At 35.8% G+C, this 25,312-nt stretch carries 25 protein-coding genes and 1 pseudogene; 24 read left to right on the forward strand and 2 right to left on the reverse strand.

The annotated features are described in order from the left end of the window. Positions 1 to 164 precede the first annotated feature (164 nt). The 19 genes from FVB9532_RS17665 (at position 165) to FVB9532_RS17755 (ending at position 18,484) form a co-directional block, all read left to right on the forward strand. A complete protein-coding gene (locus tag FVB9532_RS17665) occupies positions 165 to 1,373 on the forward strand; it encodes a site-specific integrase (RefSeq protein ID WP_150546507.1) in 1,209 nt (402 codons plus the stop codon). Between the two features lie 472 nt (positions 1,374 to 1,845). Further along, positions 1,846 to 2,691 (forward strand): SDR family oxidoreductase, encoded by an 846-nt coding sequence (locus FVB9532_RS17670; RefSeq protein ID WP_150546508.1) that lies wholly within the window; start codon positions 1,846 to 1,848, stop codon positions 2,689 to 2,691. Continuing rightward, the gene (locus tag FVB9532_RS19785) at positions 2,688 to 3,422 is read left to right on the forward strand and encodes an Atu4866 domain-containing protein (RefSeq protein ID WP_228482387.1); all 735 of its coding nucleotides are present in this window, start codon (positions 2,688 to 2,690) and stop codon (positions 3,420 to 3,422) included. Before FVB9532_RS17670 ends, FVB9532_RS19785 begins: the two co-directional genes overlap by 4 nt. A 25-nt stretch (positions 3,423 to 3,447) precedes the next feature. Further along, entirely contained in the window at positions 3,448 to 4,353 is a 906-nt protein-coding gene (locus tag FVB9532_RS17680; protein WP_150546509.1) for a helix-turn-helix domain-containing protein, read from the forward strand. Between the two features lies 1 nt (position 4,354). Next, complete coding sequence (locus FVB9532_RS17685) at positions 4,355 to 5,161, forward strand: helix-turn-helix domain-containing protein (RefSeq protein ID WP_194716575.1); 807 nt, start codon at positions 4,355 to 4,357, stop codon at positions 5,159 to 5,161. Positions 5,162 to 5,230: 69 nt separating this feature from the next. Next, positions 5,231 to 6,151, forward strand: coding sequence for an SDR family NAD(P)-dependent oxidoreductase (locus FVB9532_RS17690; protein WP_150546511.1), 921 nt, complete (start codon positions 5,231 to 5,233; stop codon positions 6,149 to 6,151). A 159-nt stretch (positions 6,152 to 6,310) separates the two neighbouring features. Beyond that, on the forward strand, positions 6,311 to 7,126 hold the full coding sequence (locus tag FVB9532_RS17695; protein WP_150546512.1) for an oxidoreductase: 816 nt from the start codon (positions 6,311 to 6,313) through the stop codon (positions 7,124 to 7,126). A gap of 6 nt (positions 7,127 to 7,132) precedes the next feature. After that, complete coding sequence (locus FVB9532_RS17700; RefSeq protein ID WP_150546513.1) at positions 7,133 to 7,942, forward strand: helix-turn-helix domain-containing protein; 810 nt, start codon at positions 7,133 to 7,135, stop codon at positions 7,940 to 7,942. Between the two features lie 133 nt (positions 7,943 to 8,075). Continuing rightward, a complete protein-coding gene (locus FVB9532_RS17705) occupies positions 8,076 to 9,098 on the forward strand; it encodes an alpha/beta hydrolase fold domain-containing protein (protein WP_150546514.1) in 1,023 nt (340 codons plus the stop codon). A gap of 406 nt (positions 9,099 to 9,504) precedes the next feature. After that, positions 9,505 to 10,074 (forward strand): Crp/Fnr family transcriptional regulator, encoded by a 570-nt coding sequence (locus tag FVB9532_RS17710; protein ID WP_150546515.1) that lies wholly within the window; start codon positions 9,505 to 9,507, stop codon positions 10,072 to 10,074. Positions 10,075 to 10,152: 78 nt separating this feature from the next. Further along, positions 10,153 to 10,893 carry an SDR family oxidoreductase gene (locus tag FVB9532_RS17715; protein WP_150546516.1) on the forward strand — a complete coding sequence of 247 codons (741 nt, stop codon included), beginning with the start codon at positions 10,153 to 10,155 and terminating at the stop codon, positions 10,891 to 10,893. Between the two features lie 775 nt (positions 10,894 to 11,668). Further along, positions 11,669 to 12,508: an RteC domain-containing protein gene (locus tag FVB9532_RS17720; protein WP_150546517.1), complete on the forward strand. Its 840-nt coding sequence runs from the start codon at positions 11,669 to 11,671 to the stop codon at positions 12,506 to 12,508. Positions 12,509 to 12,787: 279 nt separating this feature from the next. Further along, the gene (locus FVB9532_RS17725; protein WP_150546518.1) at positions 12,788 to 13,072 is read left to right on the forward strand and encodes a helix-turn-helix domain-containing protein; all 285 of its coding nucleotides are present in this window, start codon (positions 12,788 to 12,790) and stop codon (positions 13,070 to 13,072) included. A 3-nt stretch (positions 13,073 to 13,075) separates the two neighbouring features. Next, positions 13,076 to 13,828, forward strand: a complete 753-nt coding sequence (locus tag FVB9532_RS17730) for a hypothetical protein (protein ID WP_150546519.1) — start codon at positions 13,076 to 13,078, stop codon at positions 13,826 to 13,828. Beyond that, entirely contained in the window at positions 13,812 to 14,474 is a 663-nt protein-coding gene (locus FVB9532_RS17735) for a P-loop NTPase family protein (protein ID WP_150546520.1), read from the forward strand. Before FVB9532_RS17730 ends, FVB9532_RS17735 begins: the two co-directional genes overlap by 17 nt. Next, positions 14,471 to 15,004: a tRNA (adenine-N(6)-)-methyltransferase gene (locus FVB9532_RS17740; protein WP_150546521.1), complete on the forward strand. Its 534-nt coding sequence runs from the start codon at positions 14,471 to 14,473 to the stop codon at positions 15,002 to 15,004. Before FVB9532_RS17735 ends, FVB9532_RS17740 begins: the two co-directional genes overlap by 4 nt. Positions 15,005 to 15,063: 59 nt before the next feature. Then, positions 15,064 to 16,515 (forward strand): hypothetical protein, encoded by a 1,452-nt coding sequence (locus FVB9532_RS17745; RefSeq protein WP_150546522.1) that lies wholly within the window; start codon positions 15,064 to 15,066, stop codon positions 16,513 to 16,515. Positions 16,516 to 16,853: 338 nt separating this feature from the next. Beyond that, positions 16,854 to 17,669 (forward strand): oxidoreductase, encoded by an 816-nt coding sequence (locus tag FVB9532_RS17750; RefSeq protein ID WP_150546523.1) that lies wholly within the window; start codon positions 16,854 to 16,856, stop codon positions 17,667 to 17,669. Between the two features lie 11 nt (positions 17,670 to 17,680). Continuing rightward, positions 17,681 to 18,484: a helix-turn-helix domain-containing protein gene (locus tag FVB9532_RS17755; protein ID WP_150546524.1), complete on the forward strand. Its 804-nt coding sequence runs from the start codon at positions 17,681 to 17,683 to the stop codon at positions 18,482 to 18,484. A 346-nt stretch (positions 18,485 to 18,830) separates the two neighbouring features. Here the strand turns inward: FVB9532_RS17755 and FVB9532_RS17760 are convergent, their stop codons facing one another. Further along, on the reverse strand, positions 18,831 to 19,907 hold the full coding sequence (locus tag FVB9532_RS17760; protein ID WP_194716576.1) for an IS110 family RNA-guided transposase: 1,077 nt from the start codon (positions 19,905 to 19,907) through the stop codon (positions 18,831 to 18,833). Positions 19,908 to 20,464: 557 nt separating this feature from the next. Between FVB9532_RS17760 and FVB9532_RS17765 the strand changes: the two genes are divergently transcribed. Next, the gene (locus FVB9532_RS17765) at positions 20,465 to 20,920 is read left to right on the forward strand and encodes a chromate transporter (protein ID WP_228482388.1); all 456 of its coding nucleotides are present in this window, start codon (positions 20,465 to 20,467) and stop codon (positions 20,918 to 20,920) included. A gap of 4 nt (positions 20,921 to 20,924) precedes the next feature. Here the strand turns inward: FVB9532_RS17765 and FVB9532_RS17770 are convergent. Then, a pseudogene (locus FVB9532_RS17770) lies at positions 20,925 to 21,480 on the reverse strand (N-acetylmuramoyl-L-alanine amidase family protein). Between the two features lie 270 nt (positions 21,481 to 21,750). Here FVB9532_RS17770 and FVB9532_RS17775 point away from each other — a divergent pair. The 4 genes from FVB9532_RS17775 to FVB9532_RS17790 are packed head-to-tail and all read left to right on the forward strand — an operon-like array spanning position 21,751 to position 25,291. Continuing rightward, positions 21,751 to 22,038, forward strand: a complete 288-nt coding sequence (locus FVB9532_RS17775) for a hypothetical protein (protein WP_150546526.1) — start codon at positions 21,751 to 21,753, stop codon at positions 22,036 to 22,038. Beyond that, positions 22,038 to 22,316: a hypothetical protein gene (locus FVB9532_RS17780; protein WP_150546527.1), complete on the forward strand. Its 279-nt coding sequence runs from the start codon at positions 22,038 to 22,040 to the stop codon at positions 22,314 to 22,316. Before FVB9532_RS17775 ends, FVB9532_RS17780 begins: the two co-directional genes overlap by 1 nt. Next, positions 22,309 to 24,711: a TraG family conjugative transposon ATPase gene (locus tag FVB9532_RS17785; RefSeq protein ID WP_150546528.1), complete on the forward strand. Its 2,403-nt coding sequence runs from the start codon at positions 22,309 to 22,311 to the stop codon at positions 24,709 to 24,711. The genes FVB9532_RS17780 and FVB9532_RS17785 overlap by 8 nt, the downstream gene beginning before the upstream one ends. Positions 24,712 to 24,715: 4 nt before the next feature. Continuing rightward, complete coding sequence (locus FVB9532_RS17790; protein WP_150546529.1) at positions 24,716 to 25,291, forward strand: TrbJ/VirB5 family protein; 576 nt, start codon at positions 24,716 to 24,718, stop codon at positions 25,289 to 25,291. Positions 25,292 to 25,312: the final 21 nt, after the last annotated feature.

The raw sequence follows: 25,312 nt of genomic DNA on the forward strand, positions 1-25,312 counted from the left end.
GAGTATTTTACCACACTACAATAAGTGAATATAAATATACTGTAAATCAATTATTTATATTTCATATAATAAGATTTAGTATCAAATAACAGGGTTTAAAATCAACAAATGTTGTACCTATGTTGTACCTATTTTTATTACTTTTATATTCTCAAGTAATTATTATGGCAACAGTTAAAGCAGTACTCCGTAAAAAAAATAATCCTGAAGGACAATATCCAATTGCGATTAGAATCACTAAGGACAGAAAGAGTTCTTATTTGGGAACGGGTCAGTACATTGAAGAAAAGTATTGGGATGAAAAAAATAGATGCGTGAGAAAATCCCATCCCAACGCGAGTACTATCAATAATTTTATAATCATAAAAATTGCTGAAGCAAATAAAAAAGTTCTCGAAGCCGAAAGCAGCACAGATTATCAAACAGTCAATTCCATCAAGAAAAAAATTAGGCAGAACAAAAAAGTCGATTTTTTCAAAGTTGCAGATATGCACCTGACAAATCTTAAAAATAGAGGAAACCATCATCAATATGATACTGAAGTTGGTCGTCTAAATAAATTCAAAACATTTCTTAGAAAAAAGGAGTTGTCCTTTAACGAGTTAAATGTTCCTCTTCTCAAAAATTTTGAAGCCTATCTACTTCACGATAATAAGCGTTCTCCAAGAACGGTAGTAAATTATCTCATTTTAATACGGACTATTTATAATCTAGCCATATCAGAGTCTTTAGTTGACAGGGGGAGATATCCTTTTGGAAAAGGAAAAGTCCAAATTAAAATTCCTGAGACTCAAAAAATCGGATTTAATATAGAGGAAATCCAGAAATTGGAGAATGCAACTGATTTAACTGAGGCTCAACAAAAAGCTGTACACGTTTGGCTTATTAGTTTTTATTTCGCTGGCATAAGGGTCGGTGATGTCTTAAGATTAAAATGGTCTGACTTTAATGATGGTAGGTTGATGTATCGGATGAACAAAAACAGTAAACTGGTCACCTTAAAAATACCTGACAAGGCTAATGCTATTCTTAAAATATATCAACAGAATTATTCACTTAAGAATGACTTAATTTTTGATTACCTAAAAGGCACTGATTTAGATAATTCTCAAATGGTTTCTGTTAGAACACAGACCATAACACGAAACTTAAACAGACACTTAAAAAAAGTGGCTGCTAAACTGAACATCAAGAAAAAAATGAGTATGCATATCGCAAGACATAGTTTTGGAAATATTTCAGGTGATAAAATCCCGATTCAAATGCTTCAAAAACTTTATAGGCACTCTTCTGTAACTACCACTATAAATTATCAAGCGAATTTTATTAATAAGGATGCTGATGATGCCTTGGATAGTGTGATCGATTTTTAAATCCAAGGAGTTCCATTAAAGATTAAGTTCCTGATAAAATAGTCGTGATGTAAATCTTTCTTGAAATAACACTTCTTTTTTAAAAGACCTAGTTATTCTTTTCCCCCATTCTTATTAAGCCACAAAATTTACCAATAGGAATTAATAAAGAGCAAGCCTAAGGTTGCTCTTTATTTTATGAGATTGATTCTATTGCTTATAAGTTGGTCTCCACCAAAGCCTATTTCCTCTTCGAATCAGAGATAAAATAATCATTATATCTAAAAAAGCTACCAACTATTTTTGACCACATTACCTATTTTGAAAAAATAATAAAATAGCGGTTTAATATCTTACTTTCCAAAAAAGCAATCAATAGTTTTAATTTATCAAATCGTTGTTTTGATTATGTAATTCGTTGATATGGATATTTGTAATACCTAATCAAATGCCAATTTTGTAGTGTAATATTTTAACACAAAAAACTTAAAAGATGAACACAAAAAAAGTATGGTTTATAACAGGTGCATCAAAAGGTCTGGGATTAACATTAGTCAAAAAATTATTAGCAGAGGGATTCAGTGTTGCCGCTACTTCAAGAAATAGGCAATCCTTAATTACTGCTATTGGAGAAGAGAATAAAACATTCTTACCCATTGAAATGGATTTAACTAAAAACCAAGATGTTAAAAAAGCTATTGCAGTTACAATTAACCATTTTGGCAAGGTAGATGTTTTAGTCAATAACGCCGGCTACAGCCAGATTGGAACATTAGAAGAACTTTCAGAAGAAGAGGTAGAAAAGAATTTTATAGTAAATGTATTCGGTTCATTAAACGTTATTAGAAATGCCACACCGTATCTACGCAACCAAAATTCTGGACATATTTTCAATATCGCATCCATTGGTGGCTATACAGGTAATTTTGCTGGTTTTGGTATTTACTGTTCCACAAAATTTGCGGTTGCTGGTTTTACCGAAGCATTAGCTGAAGAAATGAAACCGTTTGGCGTACACACAACTTTAGTTTATCCAGGTTATTTTAGAACCAATTTTTTAGCCGAGGGTTCTGTTCAAACACCTGATAATCCCATTAAAGCTTATAAAACTGCTCGAGAAATGGAACAGGCACACTTAAAAGATATGAATGGGAATCAACCCAATGACCCAGAAAAAGCAGCTAAAATTTTTATCGCTTTAAGCAAAAAAGAGCAACCCCCCGTACACTTTTTTATGGGAGAAGACGCCTATCATTATGCAAATCTTAAAATTGAAACCATTCAAAATGCGATGGCAGAGAATAAAACTTTAGCAACTTCAACAGGATTTAATAAATGAAAACTTCAATAGCGACACAATTGTTCACCTCTATGTTACTTTTATTAGGTAACACGGCCTGTAGCCAAGAAATGAATCAAGCGGAGAGGAATAAAAATACGGTTAAATTAGCATTTGAGAAATGGACAACTTCAGAAAGTAGTTTTTTTGACCTGTTAACCAATAATGTAGAATGGACGGTGACTGGGAAATCACCTTATTCTGGAGTTTATAAAGGCAAAAATGATTTCATTCAAAAAGCAGTGATTCCAATTACATCTAAATTAAAAACCAATATAAAACCAGCATTAATAGCAATTACAGCAGAAGATGATGTGGTTTGGCTAAATTGGAAAGGAACGGCAACCACGATAACAGATGAAACATACGAAAATCATTATGCTTGGATGCTTATTTTCAAAAACGACTCTATTGTAAAAGTTACCGCTTTTTTAGACACTTACGAACTTTCTAAATTAAAAGATATGTCAAACAACATTATTGAAACCATTGAAGAATCCAAAGCATACATTGGTATGTGGGTAACAGAAGATGGTAATATCCGTCACGAATTATTGCCTAACAAGCGCTATGACGAAGCAAGAGGAAATAAGAAAAGTGCTTACCAAGGCGACTATAAGGTTATTGGAAATCATATTGATTATAAAGATGATACTGGATTTACGGCAGATGGAGAATTCAAAAATGGAATTTTGTATCACGCAGGAATGATACTGTACAAAGAAAATTAATGCTTAAATTTATTGAATAAAAAAAATGTATCAATTTAAATCCCTTAGTGAATTTCATAGGTATAGTAATTTACCAAAACCAGAACATCCATTAATTAGTTTAGTAGATTATAGTAAGGTTAATTACCCTACAGATTCAGATGAAATTAAGTGGGTACAAGATTTTTATTCTATTGGATTAAAACGAAATGTAAGTGAGAAATTTAATTATGGTCAGCAACCGTATGATTTTAATGAAGGTGTATTGTCGTTTGTGGCACCACAGCAAATTCTAAACATTCAAATAAACCAAAATATAGAAGTAAAGTCGTCTGGGTGGTTACTACTTATTCACCCAGATTTTTTGTGGAATACCCCATTAGCCAAAATTATTAAAAATTACGATTTCTTTGGTTATGCTGTGAATGAAGCTCTTTTTTTGTCAGAAAAAGAAGAAAATATTATTATAGATATTTTAAAAAATATACAAAGAGAATACCAGGCAAATATTGATAAATTCAGTGAAAATATAATTATTACCCAAGTAGAGTTATTGTTAAATTATGCTGAACGTTATTATGAAAGACAATTTATTACTCGGAAAATCAACAATCATCAAATCCTTGTAAAGCTCGAAGAAAAATTAGATAGTTATTTTAATAGTAGTGATATTCTAATTAATGGAGTTCCAACGGTTACACAAGTAGCAAACGATTTAAACCTTTCGCCTAATTATTTAAGCAGTATGTTGAAAGTAATTAGCGGCCAAAGCACGCAACAACACATACAGAACAAGATAATTGAAAAAGCCAAAGAAAAATTATCGACCAACGAACTTTCGATCAGTGAAATTGCCTATGAACTTGGTTTTGAATATCCGCAATCCTTCAGTAAATTATTTAAGCAAAAAACAAACCAAAGCCCGATGGCATTTAGGGCGAGGTTTAATTGATATGATAAACTATACTGAAATTTTCCCAACCCGCCAGGAATTAAGACCTTACATTGAAAGTTATGTGATATTAGCCCTTCATACGACCAAAATAAATACTAAGGTCTTTTTGTCGAGACCCGGGGCCACTCTGTTGATATCTTCTATTCCTTTCTCCGCTAACAAGCAAACCATAGAAACGGGGGTGCTTTTAGGTATATCCGACGGTTCCAAAATCTTAAACTGGAAAGAAATGGCAACCGCACGGGGACTTATAGTAAAATTTTCTCCCTACGGTTTGAGTCGCTTTACGGATATTCCTATGGAACATCTTGGCAATGAAGCACTATCGGCTTCTTCAGTTTGGGGAAATTCTTTTCGAAAAACGCAAAACAAACTCATGGAAACAGCACATGTTACTACTCAAATTGAAATAGCAGAAGCGTTTTTGATGAAACTATTCATCAAACCAAATGAAATTGACAAACGCATCTTTAGGATAGCGGATATTATTAAAACAAAGGACACCTGCAATTCGCTAGAATCCATAATAAAGGAAATACCGTTAAGCCAACGCCAAATAGAAAGAAGGTTTAAAGCACTTATGGGTGTCAATATTCAAACATTCAATAGAATCTGCCATTTCGAAAATGTAAAGTCCTTGTTAATGGAGAAACAACCAATAAGCCTTACCGAAGTTGGCTATCAGGCAGGCTATTATGATCAGGCACATTTTATAAGAGAATTTAAGCGGTTTACAGCTTACAGTCCCAAGAGTTTTTTTGAGAAAGCCCCTTTTTACAGGTACATTTCAAAATTAAATGACTAATAAGGAAGTCGTTCCTGTACAATTTTGATAAAAAACCTGTTGCTTTCTTTACCCTAAATAAAAAGTGATATGGGAAAATTAAACATTGTTATGACAGGTGGCACCTCTGGTTTTGGGGGGATCACTGCAAAAGAGTTAATAAACAACCCGCATACAAGGGTGTTTTTAGGAAATAGGAACAAGGAAATCCAAGGTGCAGAACACATTCCGCTGAATTTAAATAGTTTGGAGAATGTCCGTTCATTCGTTTCAGAAATCACAAAAAAAATCAAACCTAAAAAAATTCAGGTACTTATTTGCAATGCGGGTTTGAACCATCCTGATATTAATTCAAGAACAGTTGATGGTTTTGAAATGACTTTTGCGGTGAATCATTTAGCTCATTTTTACTTATTAAGATTATTGATGCCCTATTTGGATACCAATGCTAGAATCATAATGACTACAAGTGGCACTCATGATCCTTCTGAAAATGCGATGGTAGCGCCTCCCAAACACGCCAATGCGATTTGGTTGGCATATCCTGAAAAGGATAAAACTTTGGATGAAAAAATGACCATCAACGCACAACGTGCCTATTCGTCATCAAAATTATGCACCATTCTCACAATACGACACCTTGTTTCCACAGCTGAGGCAAAGCAAAACAATTGGCAATGCATCGCTTACGATCCCGGAGCAACTCCCGGTACAGGTTTACTTCAAAAAGGGACATTATTTATGCGGTTGGCATGGCAGGTTTTTACCATACCCATTTTGCGCAAACGCATGCTTCCAAAATCAAACAGCATTCAAGATGCCGGTATCACTTTAGCCTACTTGGCATTGGGAAAAGTGGAGGTGCCGGCAGCAAATATTTATGTGGCATTAAGGGCTGGTAAAATAACTTTCCCACTACCTTCTAAACTGGCACAAAATGACACATTGATGCAGGAGCTTTGGCGAGATAGTGAACAACTTTTACTGGAGACTAAATTTATTTTAAAATAATGACCATGGCATAAAATACGAGGCTGATATAAAGATTATCTTTCATTTTAAGCGCTACTGACGAATACATTAATATTGAGCTGCTGAACAAATAAATTTGAGCTCCTGAGCAAAACGATTAAAAAGCCTGCCATCTAACTTTGTAAAAAAACCAGGCCAATGAATAAAGTAGCATTAATAACAGGAGCTTCTGCAGGTATTGGCAAAGCAACCGCCATTCTCTTGGCAGAAAAAGGATACAATGTTTACGGTGTCGCCCGCAGGTTAGATAGAATGAATGATTTGAAAGAATTGGGCATCAAACCTCTTGCTCTGGATCTTACTAAGAATGAAAGTATGATTACTGCGGTCGATCAAATTTTTAATGAAGCTGGGCGTATAGATGTGTTGGTAAACAATGCCGGCTTTGGTTCTTACGGTGCTATTGAAGATGTAAGTATGGACGATGCCCGCTATCAATTGGAAGTAAATGTCATGGGGGCTATGCGATTAACTCAATTGGTGCTGCCCAAAATGCGGGAACATGGCCAAGGTAAAATAATTAATATCTCCTCTGTTGGAGGGAAAGTAGCATTGCCCATGGGTGGATGGTACCACGCGAGCAAATTTGCCCTGGAAGCCCTTAGTGACTGTATGCGGATGGAAGTTAAGCCTTTTGGAATAGATGTCATTGTGGTAGAACCGGGAGCGACAAAATCGGAATGGGCCAACATTGCTTTTGACAGCCTGATGAAGGTTTCGGGCGATACTCATTACAAAGATCTGGCTGGCAAAGTGTATAATACTTTCGAAAAAGTAGCCAAAAATGTTTCCGCTCCTGAAAACATTGCCCAGCTTATTCTTAAAGCCATAGAATCTACAAGTCCCAAGGCAAGATATGTGAGTGGAAAGTGGGACGCGAAATTTTTGTTAACTTTAAAAAGGATTTTGTCTGACAATATGATGGATAAATTAATAATGGGGCAGGCAAAATAAACACTTATGGAAAGTCATCAAATAATACAACATAACATTTTATACTCCTGTTCTTATCAAAAAGAGCAGAGTTCTGAGCAATTTTTACCAGAACATAGTCTGGGAATTACATTGTCAGGGGAAGCGGAATATTTTACCAATGAAGGTTCTTATATAGTGAAGCCAGACACTATAGGTTTGATGCGCAGGAACCAATTGGTCAAAAAATACAAAAAGCCATCGGCTACCGGAGAACCCTTTAAAATGATAGGTGTGTTTTTTGACCAGCAAACACTTCGGCGATATGCTGCTGAAAATGCCATGGAGGAGCAACAACCCTATCGGGGAAAAGCAGTCATCCAGCTTACAGGAAATCCTGTCATCAAAGGTTTTTTTGATTCACTCATCCCTTATGAAAGCCATCCCGAGAAGCTCTCAATCCAAATATGCGAGCTTAAAACTAGGGAAGCTATTGAGCTTTTGTTGCAAATCGATTCTTCTTTCAAAAACTTTTTGTTTGACTTCAAGGAGCCTTATAAAGTAGATTTGGAAAATTTTATGAACCTGAATTATCAATACAATGTACCTGTAGGCACTTTCGCCAAACTAACGGGGCGGAGCCTTTCTACTTTTAAAAGGGACTTTTCAAAGATTTTTGATTCACCTCCGGAAAAATGGGTACAAAGGAAACGTTTAGAGATGGCACATTATCTCATGGCCCAAAAGAAAAAACGACCAACCGATGTCTATCTGGAAGTTGGTTTTGAAAATCTTTCGCATTTCTCATTTGCCTTCAAAAAGCACTATGGTTTCCCGCCAAGTGAGGTGTGCAATTAAATAGCGACAATTCGTCAATTATAATCTCCCTAACCCTTATCTGAACGTTTCAACAAACAAATAAGGACTTTTCAAGAAAACAGCCAGCCTCCATCCTATTGTAACTTTGCTGTTCATTAAACAAAGAACCACAATGAAAAAATTAATTGTATTATCATCGATGGTGATGCTTTTGTTATCTGGCTGTGCTTATCAAGTCAAAATCTCTGATCCCAAACAAATGGCTCACATGAGTCAGCAAGCGCAGGATTCAATTAAGTCATTCAAGTATTACCGATTTCCGCTCATCAACCTCAACGACAAGCAAAAATTGATGGCCAGAGAACAGTGGCATGCTTATGAAAACTGGATGTTGGAAGATATGCACAAACGCTTTGAGTTTACAACAAAAGACACTTCCATAGCCAATGTAAAAGTTGCTATCATCCAACCCAAACACATTCAACCCGGCAACGAAAACACCATAGGTTTCCACCTACACGGTGGAGGATTTATGATGGGTACGCCTTACGAAAGAGCTGCCATGTTGATGGCAAATGAATATGGTTATCCTATTTTTTCGGTCGATTACTCATTGTCGCCCGAAGTAAAGTACCCAGTGGCTATCAATGAATCTCTTGAGGTTTATAAAGCATTAACCCGACAATTTCCGGACAAAAAGATAGTAAGTTCGTCCATATCTGCCGGTGGGCAAATCTTACAATCTATGTTGCTCAAAGCACAATCTGAAAATCTCAGGATGCCTGATGCGAATGTATTGTTCACTCCTGCATTGGATCTTAACTTTGCAGGAAATGACTCCTATTATTTTAATGATGGCCGGGATGTTATTGCTTTAAAAAACAGCGCTGATAAACTTTTTAAGAATTTATATTTACCGGAGGATGTAAACGTAAATGATCCGTTGGTATCACCGGTATTTGCAGATTACAAAGGAAATTTTCCACCCACTATTTTATCTACCGGAACAAGGGATCTTTTTCTGAGCATTTCCGTGCGAACCTTTTGGAAATTAAAAGAAGGTGGGATCAATACTGAACTCTTAGTGGGAGAAGGAGGATGGCACGCCTATCAATACTATCCCGGAATACCCGAGGCTATAGCAGCCAGAAAAGCTGTTTATCAATTTTTGGATAAGCATTTGAAGTCATTATGATAAATACAGTTAAGAACGCCTGATTCCAAAATAGAACAGTATTAAAAATGCAGAGATGACTTTAGCACATTTGGCATTAGAGAAAGTGGAAGTGCCAGCGGGAAAAATTAATGCAGCATTGAGAACCGGTAAATGAACCTTTCCACTGATCTCTTTATTGACACAAGCTGATGCGCTGATGCAAGACCTCTAGTTGGCTAGTGAACAACTTTACTTTTAAAGGACACAAAATTTAATGAGTATAGCTAGCCATTTTAATCTATTTCGAAAGTTCTTCGACCTTGGTATGAGTGATTATAGAGGGGTCAAGAATCGTGGATTTGGAGGTTTCTAAGGACTATCCCCCAGAAAGAACACTTTTAAACAGGTAAAATTCGAAAGGAATAAAAATCACTAACTTGCGGCTATGAAAGAATTTATCGAATATATCTTACATTTCGGACAATTAAACGAACAGCAAATAGCATTTATTTCCGAGAGGGTAAAAGAGTTAGAGTTGAAGAAAGATGAGTACTTTTCAGAAGCAGGAAAAATTGCACAACAAGTAGGGTTTATTGTCGAAGGTGTGGTGCGGGTTTGCTATTACAACAATAAAGGCGAAGATATAACCCGCTATTTCTTTGATGAAAACCAGTTGGTGGTAGAAATGAAAAGCTTCGAGAGCCATATGGAAAGCTCCGAATACATACAAGCGGTAACGGACTGCAAACTAATCGTTATATCGAAGTCCGATTGGGAAGCATTTTCTCAAAGCATGCCCGGTTGGGATAACCTCGTGAATAAGATGATACAGAAAATCTTACTGCAAAAATTGGAAAAAAGAAGTCCGTTGATCGAACAAGATGCGACCACCCGGTATTTGACATTTATAGATAAATTCCCGCAGCTTGCCAACCGCATTCCATTATCACATCTTGCATCTTATTTGGGCATTACACCTTCTTCATTGAGCAGAATAAGAAAAAATATCCAATAAAAACGCTTTTTGCCAAATGACAAGTGGTTTCATTTCTGAAATATGCAGCTTTGTAATATTAATTTAAAAATCAGAAATATGAAATCAGCATTAGTCACAGGAGCTAACAAAGGCGTGGGCTATGAAACGGCACGGCAATTATTGCAAAAAGGACTATTTGTGTACCTGGGCAGCCGCAAAATAGAAAACGGTCTGAAAGCTGTAGAAAAACTTAAAGCCGAAGGTTTGGACCATTTAAAAGCGATACAAATAGATGTCACCGATCAGGAATCCATAAATGCTGCCCGTATTGAGATAGGCAAAAGCACCAAAGTACTGGATGCACTCATTAACAATGCAGGAATAAGCGGAGGAGGTTTCCCCCAAACATCAATTAACTCAGGCATAGATACTTATAAAGAGGTTTTCGATACAAATTTATTTGGAGTGGTAAGGGTTACCCAATCTTTTATTGATTTGCTAAGAAAATCTCCCGAACCCCGAATCGTCAATGTATCTTCAAGCGGATGCTCCATCACTTTACACAGCGACCCAAGCTGGGAGTTTTATCATCATAAGGCAGCGGTTTACGGCCCTTCCAAAGCAGCATTAAATATGTACACCGTCTGCCTTGCCTATGAATTACGGGAAACTGCCTTTAAAGTAAATGCTGTTGACCCCGGCTTTATCGCCACTGATTTCAACAACCACAATGGCACTGATACAGCTGAAAATGCAGGGGGACGCATTGCTAAATATGCCATCATTGGTCAGGACGGACCAAATGGGAAATTTATCAGCGAATTTCATAATCCTGAAACAGGGGAGATTCCATGGTAAGAACTAATTAAAGCAATGCTAGTAATATCATCGGTTTTGCATCAGTCTGGAGGGTTAAGAGTTCTGTCAAAGGTTTTTTTAGCTTGGGAAATGGCTGCGGAATAAATACCGCAGATTCCAACGCAGACCGACCAAGTAACCCCGAAGACACTCAAAATATTTTCCAAGACTCTTTAAGCATTGGAAATATCCCTGCTGGAGACCTTAGTAAAATGTTTTGATCAAGAAGAGCCGTATGAATTCTAAGGTCCACTTTCGGTTGTATGGGCGTTTAGGGGGTGAGACTCCCCCTTACCTACTCGACGTTCATTTTTGTTCGCTCAAAATAGTAGCCTTAGTACTGGAATAATATTGAGACAAATGTTTGTCAGTTTGAAATTCAAAATTTTGCAAAACCATCGGCAAAATCCATTTCCTATTTTTATTGAACTCTCAATATTGCTATTATTCAATGAGACTACAAACCATTTTGATTAAGAAATACATTCGGACAAAGTCTATTCAAAATTGTAGGCATTTTGAATGTATCTACAGATATGGTTTTTACTGTTTCTAATGTTCTAAAATTTATTTATCAATAGCTTAGCTAATTTATTCGGAAATTTAAGTGTCAACATTGGGAGCAACTATTGGTCAATTTATTATTTATAAGGGTTGATACAATCCTTGGACTTATGCCAGTTTTATTATACTCGCATTAGTGATGATCGGTTTATGAGCAATAATTGAACGAAAGCAAAATATGAAAAAAATTATTTAGAAACAGAGTTTAATTTTGACAAATGAAATACAACATATACTTGATGAATGTAAGTTGGCTCTTGATGATGTTAACGATAAGAACCTAAATGAATTTTCAAACGTCGAAAAAGGCATTAAATTATCTCGAAAATATCTACAGCAACTAAGAGTTGTACTGCGCAAGAGAAATTTCATCAATAAAGAAAATGAAATCCTCTTTTTTAAAAAACAAAAACCATTTATCTACGGACAACTTAAATTTTATGCTAAGTTATACAAGTATCTACTTCAGAAACCAAGAGGCACTGATAAGTCAAAGCGTAATTACTTAGATACAGAAATAAAAAAACTACAAGAATATTACTACTATAATAGTGAGTTTATTAAATATTACAGACAGAATGCCACCTTTCTAGATGAGTTTTATTTTTTACGCGGTAATGATAACATAGGTTTACTGTCCGACACTTCCCATTTTTATACAGATGCTGAATTCTCTACGAGCCACGATAATGCTGTTGCAAAGATTTTAGCATATGACCTATTATTAAACCACTACACTAACGAATTGAATGACTTGAAAAAATCAACAAGAAAAATTTCTAACAATGAAAAATTATTAGAAAGTTTGAGCCTTACCTGGACTTCAAATAAAATTGATTTAATTGAACTTATTTATTCATTAATAGCATCTGGAGCCGTAAAAGGAGACATTAAGGATTTAGCGACCGCTTTTGAAAAAATATTTGACATTGACTTAGGAAATTACTACCGAAGCTTTTTGGAAATCAGAGGTCGTAAAGAAGATTACGCTAGATTTTTAGATTTATTGAAAATAAGCCTCCTGAAAAAAATTAAAGAAGCAGATAACTAAATTAAAAGCAATCATTCACAGAATAGATCCCCAAGTTACAACCAACTTGGGTGTTTCTTTTAAAAGTAAATTTAAGCCCATTTTGTATAATGGAGTTAGCTTTTAATCAATTAAATCATCTCAAAAAACGCTAAATAATAGAATGTTAAATCTTCACCCAACTTGGGTTCGACTTGTGAATAAAACCCAATAAAACTCTTCAAATTCGTAGAACGAAAGTTAAATCAGGTAAAAGTCTACTATTTAATTTATTGAGGCTTTTCCATAAATCGTTCTATTATGCCAACAAGTATTATTACCACAGACGATCTTCGGGAATTCAAAATGGAATTGCTCGATGACATTAAAAACCTTCTAACCAAACAATCTTCTGGAAAAATCAAGAGGTATCTTAAATCCTCTGAAGTTATGGATCTACTCCAAATAAGTCCAGGAACACTTCAAAATTTACGAATTAATGGCACTCTTCCCTACACCAAAGTAGGCGGCATTATTTATTATGATGCGGAAGAGATTCAAAATGTTATGGATACCAATCGTGTACAGCACGATTTAAATTCATAAGAGATGAACTACATAAAGCTATTGAATTCGGCTTTTGAGAAGTTCTATTTTGATGACCGCCTTAATCCAACGCATATCAGCCTGTATATGGCGCTGTTCCAAGAATGGAACAGTTGTCGCTTTTTGGATGAATTCTATGTGAACCGTAGGGATTTGATGCGCTGTGCAAAAATAGGTTCTAAATCAACTTATCATAGATGTATCGTCGAGTTAGATTCTTGGCAATACTTAACCTATTACCCTTCCAACAATCCCTACAAAGGCAGCAAAATCAAGATGGCCATTATTGGGACAAGTGATGAACCAGTTATGAGACAGTACCATCCCGAATTAGAACAGCTTGCGGAACAGTACCATCCCAGAAGTGTACCGCTTGAGGGACACCACCATCCCACAAATGGACAAGCTGTGGACTCGCACCGTCCCATAGGTGGACAAGCATTGGTATCTACTATAAACAATAACAAACAAGAAAACAAAATAAAACAACCAAAGGGCTGGCAGGCCGTTTTTATTTTTTTTGAAGAAAAAGGTTTTGATGCTGATGAAGCAAAAAAATTCTTTGAGCATTACCAAACCAGAAATTGGAAAACAGGCGATGGAAAAGAAATCAGAGATTGGAGAGCCGTAGCCATCAACTGGATGGACAGAACCGAAATATTTGACGAGGAAAACAAACCAAACAAAAAACAACCGTCCCAAAAACAGGACAACTTACGAACCACTAAAAACAAAGATTATGGACAACCCCTCTAAAATAACCGAAGGTGGCGTGGAATATTCGCTTGGTAAATTCGACGGCAAAAGTGTACTATATGATTTTTCAAAAATCTTAATTTACCTGAATGCCAAGGGGAAGCTACTCTTTGGAAAGAAATTTAAAATTTATGAAGAGGACAAAGATATTTTATTGAAACTCTGTTCCTACTTCATTAAAGACAAGGAAAACTGTCAAAAATATGAGATTGATGTTGACAAAGGAATTTTGCTTTCAGGACCCGTAGGCTGCGGAAAAACCAGTTTGATGACACTGCTTCGCCATCTAGTTCCTTTCCAGCGACCCTATGAAATGATTCCTTGCAGAAATGTAAGCTTTAGCTTTAATCATTTAGGTTTTAAAACTATAGAAGAATACGGTAATTCGAAGTTTTTTTGTTTCGACGACTTGGGCGTAGAACCCGCTGGAAGGTTTTACGGAAAAGATCTAAACGTTATGGGGGAAGTTCTTTTATCTCGTTATGATCTGTATTTGCAAACCAAACATAAAATCAAGACTCACGCCACAACAAATCTAAATGCTGATGAACTTGAAGAACGCTATGGTAACAGGGTACGAAGCCGGATGCGCGAACTTTTTAATTTGATTGCTTTTGATAAAAAAAGCAATGACAAACGGGTATGATAGGTTCGGGAAACATATTGTATTCCCAAGGGAAAAACGATGAATGCCATACCCCGGCGTATGGTGTACTCCCAATTTTAGAATACATCCCCAAAGGCAAAACCATTTGGTGTCCTTTTGATACTGAAGAAAGTTGGTTTGTCAAACTTATCTCTCTTCAAAACCCAGTAGTATATTCCCATATTTCAAAAGGGGAGAACTTTTACACCTACGAACCTAAGCATTGGGATATCCTTATCTCTAATCCACCCTTTACCAACAAACGTTTGATTTTTAAACGCGCCCTTCACTTCAACAAACCTTTTGCTTTATTAATGACCAATACCTGGCTCAATGATGCCGCTCCAAAACACCTATTTAAAGACAGAGATTTACAATTATTGATGTTTGATAAGCGTATGAAGTTCGACAACCGTGACAAAATCACCTTTAGCAGCAGTTATTTTTGTTGGAATGTTTTACCGAAACAGATTGTTATGAAGCTTTTGAGGAAAGAAAAAACTGCTGTTATCCCAGATTTTAAAGGATAAATATTTATTTTAGAGGCAGTATAATAAGTTAGCCACAAGCCAAAAAAAAACCAATCTAAATGGAAGAAAAACCGAAAACTGAAATAGTAAAAACTGAAAGTGAAGTTCAAAATGTCTCTTATGACACTCAATTGAGAGACTTCGAAAATGGACTTCAAACATTTTTAGCAACTCATAATTTGCCCACCGAAGGAATATTTGTTGGAATACCAGAGAGAACTAATGTTTTTAAAAATGTTGACTCTGTTTTAGACCAAGTTGGATATGCGGAAAAAGAACAATCAATTTATCTCTCTAAATTTATCGCTGGAGTTGCTTCTGGCCTTTTTGATGCAGCACTGAATTATTTGTGGGACGAAACTATTCTACAAATTAGAAAAAGAGTTATTCAATACGACATTGAATATTTTTATGATAATGCTGTAACTAACCAAGATAGACGAAAGAGACTAAAAGACGAAAGTGACTTAACAAAAGTAGATGACTATGACCTAATCAAAGGAGCTAAAGAAATAGGTCTCATTTCAGAATTGGGATTCAAGCACTTAGAGTATATCAATTATATGAGAAACTGGGCGAGTGCTGCTCATCCGAATCAGAATGAAATAACAGGTTTACAATTAGTTTCTTGGTTAGAAACTTGTGTTAAGGAAGTAATCACTCTTCCTATTTCAAATATTACAATCCGAATAAAGCAACTTTTGGTTGGAGTCAAAAATACTTCTATTTCCGAACAAGATGCAGAAGAAATATCCGTCTTTACAACTGAGTTGACACAAGAACAAATTGATAATTTAGCATCTGGATTTTTCGGTATTTATGTAAAACAAGATACAGATAGCCAAACTCATCAAAATATCAATAGATTATTACCACTTATTTGGGGAAGAGTTGATGAAGACAATAAAGACGCATTTGGACTAAAATATGCAAACTTCGTTGCAAGTAACAGTCAAGCAGAGAAAAAATTAGCTCGTCAATTTTTGCAAATTGTAGATGCGGAAAGCTATATACCTGACGAACTAAGAGCTGTCGAAATAGAAACGGCAATTGACAACCTACTAAGCGCTCATCGTAACTTCAACAATTTTTATAATGAACCATCATTTGCTCGTCAATTAAAACGAATTGTTGGAGAGCCTCTCAAAGTACCAAAAGCGGTCAACAAAAAATTTGTAATGGCTATAGTTGAAGTGTTTCTAACAAATGGTAACGGTGTTGCTTCGAGTGCGAATCCAATTTACGAGGAGATATTATCAAATTTAGATGCTCATCAAGCTAACATAGCTGCATTATCCTTTAGTGATACAAGAATTTCCAGCAGATTACAATTTTCATTATGTCAAAGAAAATTTCGTGAGTTATTATCTATTGTGAAGCCAAGTATAACTTCACCACCAGTAAAAGATTTAATTGAAAAAATTGAGAACTTTAAAGGAGAATTATCTCGACTAATGAATAACAAAGAAATTAAAACAGGTTTTGAAAATTTAAAAACATTACTAAAATAAAGCCAGTGGCTAACAAAGACGTATATAGCTCATAGCTAATTAGATGCTTAAACGAAGTTATAGCATTTTTGGAAAGTCGCCCAATTTTTAAATTTGACGATTTCCAATAAAAAAAATAAATAGAAAAATTTAAAAATCTGGCTTGTGCTCAACCCGAAAATAATTTTCTAATTTGCACGCTACGAGCCATATACAAGACCGCTATCTGTTATTTAAAAACGACCTCCCTTAACCCAATTATTGAGCTTTTGACAAAACATATTTGAACCTGTGAGCAAAACAGACAGCTTATATATCATCTAACTTTGTGCTATTGTTGGAAGTAAAACTTAGAATAGATGAAAAAAGTCGCATTAATCACAGGAGCATCCGCAGGAATGGGTAAAGAAACTGCAAAATTATTGACACAAAATGATTATAACGTATATGGAGCAGCACGAAGGCTTGAAAAAATGGAAGATTTAAAAGCATTTGGAGTCAAGCCCATTGCTATGGACATTACAAAAGACGAAACTATTGTTGCCTGTGTCAAACAAATTTTAGACGAAACCAACGGTCATATTGATATTTTGGTAAATAGTGCGGGGTTTGGTTCACACGGTGCTATTGAAGATGTTCCGATAAAAGACGCTAAGTATCAATTAGAAGTAAATGTATTTGGAGCTATGAGACTTACACAGTTGGTACTACCTTCTATGCGTGAGAACAAATTTGGAAAAATTGTAAACATATCTTCAGTAGGTGGAAAGTTAGCCGGACCTTTAGGCGGTTGGTATCACGCCAGTAAATTCGCATTGGAAGGTTTAAGCGATAGTTTGAGAAATGAAGTCCGACCTTTTGGGATTGATGTAATCCTTATTGAGCCAGGTGCCATTAAATCAGAATGGAGCAAAATTGCCTATGATAATTTGATAAAGACATCAGGTAGGGGAGCATACAAAGCTATGGCATCAAAATTTGCAAACGTGATTAAAAACAGTGATGATAAGAGTTCTGCTCCAAGTGTTATTGCGGAATTAATAAAGAAAGCTATTGAATTAAGAAACCCGAGAGCAAGATATGCAAAAGGGCACTTGGCCAAACCCATTCTTTTTATTAAAAAAATAACCTCAGATAAATTGATGGACAAAATTCTTGCAAGTCAAATAAAATAGTACCAAATACAATGGAAACGATCGATATTGTTCAACATAACATATTGCTTTCCTGTACAAGTAAGCAGCAGTTTAGCCAGGAGCATTTTTGGGGAGAACATACATTGTCTATTCTCCTATCAGGAGAAGGACGTGTTTACAATAACGAAGAAACACAAATATACACTCCAGGAACAATCGGATTTCTAAAAAGGAACCAATTAGCCAAATCAATTAAAATTCCTTCAGCTGATGGACAACCTTTTAAGTCTATTGGTATTATTTTAGACGAAGAATCATTAAAGCAATATAGTACAGAAAATGAAATTGTCACCAAATTGCCTTATACAGGCAAAATGATGTTTCAACTTAATCAAAATCGTTTTATAACAGGATTTTTTGATTCTCTTGTTCCTTATTTCGAGCAGCCCGAACAGCTAACTAAACGATTGTCAGAGCTGAAAACCAAAGAAGTAATTGAACTTTTATTAGCATACGATTCAAGACTAAAAGAATTGCTTTTTGATTTTAGCGAACCTTTTAAAATTGATTTGGAAGCCTTTATGAAAAGCCATTTTACCTACAATGTGCCTATAAAACAATTTGCAAAACTAACAGGTAGAAGTATTTCAACTTTTAAAAGAGATTTCAAGAAAACGTTCTCCCAAACACCTGAAAAATGGTTGAAAGATATGCGTTTAGATAAAGCCCATTTTTTAATTTCAGAAAAAAAACAGAAACCTTCTGAGGTTTATCTGCAAGTTGGATTTGAGAATTTTTCTCACTTTTCTACCTCATTTAAAGAAAGGTTTGGATACAATGCTTCAACAGTTTGATAGCAAGAACGAAGTCGAGTAGGTAAAGGGGAATCTCACCCCTAAACCTTCTATGTTGTAATCCAATTTTTCTTACCAAATTTTTCGATTGGGTAGTGTTGGATTCGATTTTTTTTGATGAAATTCATGAGAGATTCAGCCAAGAATGATTTTTAAATCCTATCGGCATATTCTCTTCTGAGTTTAAAAATATACAAATTATAAAAACAACCTTCTATCAACGGACCATCAGGCCGCATTTCCTTGTTTAATTTTTTATAATTGAAAGCAGCAGCCTCTCACAAGAACGGATACATTTTTTTTGTACCGCAAGGTTTAGATAGCTGTCTTTCGGTAAAAGCTGTTTTTATACAATTGCATATTCATATTCTGTTTGATTTTTAAGTACATATCTTATCCTGTTTAATAACTTTTTCGCAATCCTAATTATTGCCTTGTTGGGCTTCATACGCTTACATAAATTACTGTACGCTAATGCCAATGCTGGATCACTTCTTATGGATATCCAAGCACTTTCTATTATCATTCCACGTAGATATTGATTGCTCCTTGGGGTAATGCTGCCAACTCTTTCATTTTCACTTGAACTATTGGTGGTTGGCACTAATCCAATATAGGAGCATAATTTATCTAAATTTTTAAACCGAAAAATGGACTCTAACTCTGACAGTAGGGTCATGGCACTTATTAAACCTATTCCAGGAATTCCGGTAAGCCATTTAACTTGTTGAGAATATTCCTCTTGCTTTGCAATTCGTCTTAATTCTTTTTGTACTTCCAATAGCTTTAACCTAAGCAAGGTGACAGTATCTAAAATATTAAGTATTATAGTATGCCCAAAATCAGTACTTAATCTTACATCTCTCAACCATCTTGTAAAGTTAGAAGACCAGTATTTTGAAGCCGTGTCCAACTCGCAGGGTACTTCAATTCCATGGCGGTATAAAAATGATTTTATTCTATTTTTGTTTCTACCTATATCTCTTACTAGTGTTTTCCGATAGCGCATTAGGCTTCGCAATTCTTCCGTTTTCTGAGATGGTATATAAATCCCTTCAAGTTCTCCATTTCGTAATGAGCGAGCAATCTTCCTGCTATCACGTGAATCTTCTTTTTGTTTCTTTTCTTTATCTGTGGTAGGGATATCTGCAGGGTTAACTATTATGTTTTGTATGCCTTCCCCTATTAATGACCTGTGAACACTATATCCACAAAACCCTGCCTCATAAGCTGAAAAATAGTTCCCATTAGGAAAGTTTTTCTTTAAATAGTATGACAACTCTTTTGCTTTCGGGTTCATTGAAAAGGTTTTGTAATAAGAATCTTCTATCATTACGGTAACTCTCCAATTCTTCAAATGGGTATCAATACCTGTATAGATATTTTTCCCATAAAAATCCGGGTCTTTACTTATATTTTTCATACGCTTATGATTTTTAGTTAATATTGATTCTATCAACATAAATTTAATCATTTACATAGAAGATTGTGCGAATACAAACATAAGGCCTCTCACAGACCGTACGTGAACCTTTCGATTCATACGGCTTTTCAAAATCCAAGTCACGGTCTGAAGCCTTCGTACTTCCAATGCTCAAACATATTCGGATAGCTCTCTGCTATTCCTTGTAAATGTTTGAGTGAATAATACCAATGATTCTTCTTTAACCGTTTGTACTTGTTGCGCACCCATTTGTACAAACGTTGATTCAAGGTCTTGATTATTCTTGGAGCAGTTTATCGACTTGGAAAAAAAGTACTCAAAAATATTGAACTTAGAATTTTAGGAGCGTTGACATTGACTGCCTGTTTGCTTGGCGTTCACGAAATTTTGGCGTTGTTTGCTTGTGGATTTCTTGGTTTGGTATTTTATTCGCAACTCTAAAAACAACCTGAACAGTTTTACTCCGCTCGTTTTATTGCAAGTAACAGCATCAGCAAGTAACCTAAAAATACTTTTAACATTTTTAAAAGTAGGTGGTGCTATTTGCTTATTTAGATGCAGAGTTGGTCAGTACAGGTTTCCTGACACGTCAAGAATTAATTGATACCGTAGCAGTTGGACAATTCACACCTGGACCCGTTTTATCAACGGCAACATTTATCGGTTGGCAGTTAAACGGATTTTGGGGAGCAATCGCAGCGACCGTTGGAATTTTCCTTCCTTCTTTCATTTTTGTTGCTATACTCAATCCGCTTATTCCAAAAATGCCTAAATCGAAAATTATTGCAGCATTTTTAGACGCAGTGAACATTGCAGCCGTTGCTGTAATTGTAGCCGTTTGTGTGGAGATGGGAAAAGACACCTTGACCGATTGGCGGACAATTTTAATTGCTGTTTTAAGCATAATCGCTGTTTTTGTCTTTAAGAAAATGAACAGTGCATTTATTGTAATTGGTGGAGCATTGACAGGCTACCTTTTGACATTGATATGAGAAATTAGTTTTTGACACTATATATCCTCATCAAAAGGATCGATGCTAATTCTCTGGTGTTTCTGTTATCCAACAAATACACGTACTCATAATCGTTGGACAAAAACCCCAACTCCACCAACGCTTCAGGGTAAAAACCGCCAGCTTTCCTCAACACCTGAAAATTAGAAAACTTAACACCCCTACTTTTAAATCCTAACTGCTTTTTTATTTGGTTCTGCAATTGATAGGCAAACCAAACAGACTCCTTTAAATTTCCAGATTCGTTCTTGCCAACATATACCTCAATCCCTCTTGCAATAGGATTATGAGAATGATTGCAGTGCAAGGAAATAAACAAATCAGCATTCAGTGCCTTGGCCAGCTTTGTTCTATCCGATAATGAAATTAGCGTCACTATAACGGGTTAAGTAAATATCCAATGGTGTTTCTGATTTTGCGTTAAACATTATAATTTCCAAACCAATATTCAACGTAACATCCTTTTCTTTAATTCCATTTATTCCGATAGCACCGGAATCTTTTCCGCCGTGGCCAACATCAATTACTATTCTTTTTATTAATCCAGTTTCCTATCCAAAAATGATGCATAGTTGAAGGAGCAAAATCACAAAACTGACGTTTTTGAGCACCTTTTTCATTTCTACATTTCGAGTTATCAACAGCCTCCATCCAAAATCCCATAGAATTTGATATTATCTAATATCAAATTAAGTCATTAAAAATCAAATAATATATTATCCACAATTATTTGATTTACAGGTATTTAAACAAAAATATATGTACTTTTCTCATAACGAAAACGAATCAAAAATTTAAACCGTTCCGTTATGAAAAAATCTATTTACCTAGCGACCTGTCTTTCGCTTCTCTCAAGTTCTCTTTTTGCACAAATTGGCGGCATTGAAGATTCTGTTGATGATGTGTCGAATACCATTAGAACCATTTTCCCCATAATCCTGGGGGTAATTTTCTTAATCGGCTTTCTTTTTAACGCAGGCCATTTCTTTGGAGAAAATGCAGACCTAAAAAAAGGGATTACCCGTGTGCTTGTTTTTGTCCTTATTGCCGGTGCAGTAGTGGGTATTTTCACATACCTCATTGGAATCGTAGTATAATGAAACGGTTCGAGGTCTATAAAAACATCAGGAAAAGGGCAGTCATTTTTGGATTGCCTATTTCCCTCTTTGCGGTGATGATCATTTCCATAATTACTTCTTTATTGGTCATTATCTTCTCGTTCAGTTTTGGAGTGATCATTGGCGTATTGATTCTCAATTCAGTCTTATATATCGCCCTCACCCGAATTACAAGCAATCCGCAGCTATTCCAGATGGCAAAATCTTTCCCAAAAAGCATCAGTAACAAAAGAAATTCCGGTCTCGATTATGAATAAGATTAACCTTTCTACCTATCAACCCATTGGGGATATACAAGACAATATCCTATTTGCCAATAATGGCAATGTAGTGGTATGCTATAAAGGAAACCTACCAGAAATTTATTCCTTATCGGAAAAGGACTTTGAAGATATGCACAGTGCTTGGTTTCAAGCATTGAAATCATTGCCTGTTGGTACCGTGGTTCACAAGCAAGATGTCTATCTCAAAAAGCATTATACCTCTGAACAGCTTTCCAATAAAACATTTTTGGAAAAGGCCACACACGATCATTTTAAAGGCCGCGAGTATATTGACCACAAATGCTATCTCTTCTTCACCCTGACCAAAAATAAAGCGCTGAACAATCTTAAATATGTCAATCCTTTCCGCAAGGTTTCAAAGGGTATCATACAAGAATTGGATGATAATGTACAGCGTTTTATAAATGCCGTAAGTGATTCAGTTTCCTTTATCAATAATAGTAGGAAAATGAAATTTGTTCCACTTGACTCTAAAGAAATTCAAGCGATAACCAAAGAATACTTCAATGGCTTTAATGAAGGCTTTGACACCGATATCATACTAGACAAGAAAAACGTCAATATAGGCGAAAATTATTTTGATGCCCTGGCCATCAACAGCGAACTGTGCTTTGGCGAAAGTGTACAGAGTAGCAAAACCAATGATAAATTCACTTCAGACGATTTTGTATTTCATCAAGGGTTTATTGATGGTTTAGGGCTAACGCTAAACGAGAACCATATTGTCAACCAAATCTTGTATCTGGATGACAAACACAAGTGGCGCAAGTTGCTTGATAAGAAAGTCGAGGAACTGAACAAGAGCTCGAATTTCGGCTCACAAAACAAAGTGGTTCTTGGAAAAATTCAGCACATCTTGGATCAGATCAATGCCGATGACAATGCCCGGATTATACGCGGACACTTAAACATCATTTTCTGGGATAAAAATCCCGCGAACCTCAGCCGCATCAGCTCTAAAATTAAAACGGAGTTTAAGGAACTGGACATTATTCCTTATTACCCAAGAGGTGAGGAACGGAAGAATTATATTCTGAACAGCTACTGCTGTTTTTCTTCTAATTTTTCGAATAATGACTTATATGTAACGGACCTGAAACACGCACTTTGCCTGTTCATTAACAACAGTAATTACAAATCAGATTCCACCGGAATCATATTTAACGATAGGGAACATAATATTCCTGTGCTTAAAGATGTCTGGGACGAGCAAAAAAAGCGCATTAAGGCACGAAATTTTGCCATTTTCGCCCCGACAGGTGAAGGGAAATCTTTTTTGGCTAATAACATCCTGCGCCAATATTTTGAGAGTGATGTGCGCTTGGTCATTATCGATTTGGGTGGTTCGTATACCAAATTTGCCAAACTTTATCCTGAACAATACACCGTACTCCGCTACGAAAGCGGAAAAAACTTGGGCATCAATCCATTTTATATTAGCGATACCAATGACCTGACACCGGAACGCCTTGAAGATTTGTCGGTATTTCTCTTTGAACTGTTTGCTTCTGATTTAAAGGTGACCAAGGCACAATCGGTTTCCGTAAAAAAGATATTACGCCATTATTACAATAGTGTTTTAGAAAATCACTCGCTGGATGGTTTTTACAACTTTATTGAAAGCAATCAGAAAGACCTTCATGATACGCTTAAAATCCATCCTGACTACTTCAATATTACCAGCTTCTTGCACGTAATGTCGGAGTATGTTGGCGATGGTCTATATAGTTTTCTGTTTGAAGTCAGCGAAGACCAGACTTACAAAATCGAGGATAAACGCCTTATTGTTTTTGAACTGGACGAAGTAAAGGATAATAAAGAAATTCTGTCCGTAATGTTGAAGCTGATCAAATCGGCTATTCAACGAACCATCTGGAAGAATCGTGCTGAAAAAGGAATCATCCTGTTCGATGAGTTCGCCAAGCAACTGAAGTTTGAAAATGTATTGGAAAGTGTGGAGTTCTATTATCAAGCGATCCGGAAACAAAACGGTGCGATTGGCATCATCCTGCAATCCATCAATCAACTTCCCAACAATTCCACTTCCGCAAGTATTCTCGAAAACACCCAGGTCATTTATAGCTTAAACAATGAGAAAGGCTATGAAGAACTGGTCAAACGGCTCAACCTCTCTAGCCACGATTTGAATCAATTAAAGTCCATCAAGAATAACCTTTTCGGCTCAAGAAAGTATACTGAAATGTTTATCAAAATTGGAAAGGAAAGCAACATTTTCCGGTTGGAAGTTCCGAAAGAAGTATATGCCGCTTACTTGACCGATGGACAGGAAAATGAGGCTATAATGGCCATTTATAAAAAGACACAAGATATGGAAATGGCTATAAAAGAATTCACCTCTAAAACATAATATTATGAAGACAAAAATTTTAATCGTTGCAACAGTAATCATCCTTTTCTTGCCTACACGCGCTGCGTGCCAAGGGATGCCCGTTTATGACAATACCAACTTTGTAAGCTTGGTAAAATCACTTGTTGAGTCTGCAAAACAGACTTCCAATCTTGTAAAGACCGTAAAATTTCTGAAAAATCAAAAGGAAAACCTTGAAAAGGTCAATAATGTCGTGAAGCAATTAAAAGCAGTGCAAGAAATAGGACAAAACAATCAGCGGCTCATCAATGTGATGCAAAATGACCTTCAGGATATTTTAAACTCTCCCTATATCAAACCCGATGAGATTAACCGGGTCACGGAATCCTTCAACAGCATCATAGATAATTCTTTGGAAACAATGGATTTTATTGACCAGGTATTGTCCAGCGATTACCTAAAAATGAGTGACGCCGATCGCGCTGAAATCCTAAAGCAAAAAGAAATGGAATCGAAGGAAATGGTCTCCAACATAAGGGTGAAAACCAAACGTTACCGGGAGATTATTTCCTTTCGAAAAATGCAGGATAAAATCAATAACAGGGAAACAGGATATTGATGATGAATGCGGTAATTATTT

The sequence above is a fragment of the Mesonia oceanica genome (genome assembly GCF_902499555.1).
In the GTDB taxonomy this organism is placed as follows: domain Bacteria; phylum Bacteroidota; class Bacteroidia; order Flavobacteriales; family Flavobacteriaceae; genus Mesonia; species Mesonia oceanica.